The sequence below is a fragment of the Oscillatoria sp. HE19RPO genome (assembly GCF_024220515.1).
Taxonomy (GTDB): domain Bacteria; phylum Cyanobacteriota; class Cyanobacteriia; order Cyanobacteriales; family Laspinemataceae; genus Laspinema.
In genome coordinates this window covers 1-2,274 of sequence record NZ_JAMXOT010000507.1, presented here as the reverse complement: position 1 = coordinate 2,274, position 2,274 = coordinate 1, and the positions used below count along the sequence as shown (strand labels likewise).

1 protein-coding gene is annotated in these 2,274 nt (G+C 48.2%); it reads right to left on the bottom strand.

What is annotated here, in order from left to right; genetic code table 11:
• Positions 1-430 precede the first annotated feature (430 nt).
• A complete protein-coding gene (locus tag NG833_RS30200; RefSeq protein ID WP_254568957.1) occupies positions 431-2,011 on the bottom strand; it encodes an AMP-binding protein in 1,581 nt (526 codons plus the stop codon).
• Positions 2,012-2,274: the final 263 nt, after the last annotated feature.

Sequence of the window (2,274 nt, the reverse complement as noted above, 5' to 3'; positions counted from 1 at the left end):
TCCAACAAATAAATCATCCTTGCTTTGATGCGATCGCACCTAACAAGGCTCTTTTAGCCCGCGCAGGCGGGCTTTGTCCGTGTAGCCCCAGGCTTGAGCCTGCGGGTTTTTTGAAGGTTTTATTTTTTGGAGTTCCCTAACGACTTGCTGTCGTTCTCTTCGTTTGTAGTAACGACTTGCTGTCGTTCTCTTCGTTTGTAGTAACGACTTGCTGTCGTTCTCTTCGTTTGTAGTAACGACTTCAGTCGTTTCATAGCTAAAGCCGTAACACTCACCATAAGGGGCTTAAGCGCCTGTTTGGAAACTGGAGGATCCGGGCATGAGAGCGTGACTTGGCATCCGCTTTCGTCACGCGGTAACGACTGAAGTCGTTACTACGAACTAAGATAACGACTGAAGTCGTTACTACGAACATTTGATCTATCCCCAATTAGTCTTGTTCATCCAGTATTCGTTCCAATGCCACGCGATCGACTCGGCGGGGGTAGCGTTGATCCATTGGGATTTTTTCCACGACGCGCAACGCTTCTACATTGGCCCATTGGAGGGATTCGAGCACCGAGGATAAGCTGCGTTGGGATGAGCTTTTATCAGCCATTTCTACCACTAAGGTCCGCTGATATCGATAGGAAAAAAAGGCCACCCGTTGGACTTCGCGATTGTAATCCACGGCGCATTCTACAGTTAAAGGATGAATCACGCCGAATTTATCCTGAATGCAATCTTGGCAGGGTCCCAGCAACCACAATCGTCCCTGGGAGTCTAAGTATCCCGCATCTCCGGTGCGATGCCATTGTTGTTCCCCGACTCGAAAGTTCATGGGTTCCTCCCCGAGTTCGTTTAAGGTTCGGGTGATGAAGCGATCGCCTTGGAGCACGATTTCGCCGGGTTCTGGGGAAAGGCGGCAGGTTGCTTCAAATTCCGCTTGATTTTCATAGGGGGCGACGGGTGCGCCCCATTGGTTGGGGATGATTCTTAATTGGATATCTGGGGCGGGTTTGCCGACGAGTAAGCCTTTTCCGGTCTGCATTTGACTGACGTCGCTGGCTTCGATTTCTCGGCGAGAGAGGCTGGCGATCGCGGCGGTTTCTCCATAAATGGCGATCACTTCTGCCTGGGGTGCAATTTGATTGACTTGATTGAGGAGACTGGGAAAAACTGGCGTTCCCCAAATAAATATTTTATAAACTGGGTTGAATAATGCCCTTTTTTTGACCAGTGCCTGGGTGAGGTTTTCCAGTAGGCTGGGAGAAGCAGCAATCCGAGTCGGCTGAAAGTTTTGAATGGCCTCAACAATCGGTTTTGATTGGTGATCTAAAGGCGTTTTCATTTTAAGTTTGGGTACTAAACTGGTTACCCCTAGACCCAGATTAATTAATCCCAAAAGTGGTTTTAAGGTAATATCTACTTCTCCGGGATTTATTCCGAGAATTTCTGCCAAATATTTTTGTTGTAAGGTTAAATAATTGTGAGTTAGTTCTACAAATTTTAATTGTTCGTAAAGCCCCAGGCTAGAAACCACTACGGCGGGGGTTTCTGGGTCAATTTCTGTGATTTTTGGATCGGGGTCTAAGGTTTGCGATCGCTGCCAAGAAATGAGGGTGGGGAGGGAAAATCCGATGGTGAATTTAAGCGAAACTTGGCGAAAAGCTCGGGAGAAAAACCGCCAAAACAGATTGCTGGTGGTGGTAATGATGGCTTTCGGACGGCACAAGGTACAGGCGCGATCGAGTTCATCAGAATTGGCATTGGGGTCGAGGATTAAGGCGACTGCACCGAGTCTAAAAATGGCAATCAGCGCAATGTAAAAATCCGTTGATAGCGGCAGCATGAGCAAGATAGTATCTCCCGTCTGCACCCCTTTTTGTCGCAGCAGGGAGACTCCCCGACTTGCCATCAACTCCAATTCGGCAAAACTGACCCTGCCGCTTGCACCACGTCGCATTTCCAGGATTGCTGGAGTCTCGGGTGTTTCTTCAACTTGTTTGTGTAGAATTTCAGCAATATTCATCGCTCAAGGAGTGGGATAAAGGCAGGCGTTGATGAGCCATTTTAAGCCAGCATCGCTGCTGGAAACTACATCGGCATCCCGATCGCAACCGAAATTTAAGGGTTTGATAAAAACCCTTTCGATCGGGCTATTTTAGAAATATATCCTATGAATTGACTTGTTGGGAAATATGAACGGCCCATTTAACAGAGATACCACGAGTGCGATCGGGGATCCTCTAACTGGAGAGGGAGATGGGGAGGATGGGGAGATGGGGAGGATGG

What these genes read in the sequence shown, in the direction of transcription:
- NG833_RS30200 (WP_254568957.1), bottom strand. Translation starts at nt 2,011, where the DNA reads ATGAATATTGCTGAAATTCTACACAAACAAGTTGAAGAAACACCCGAG.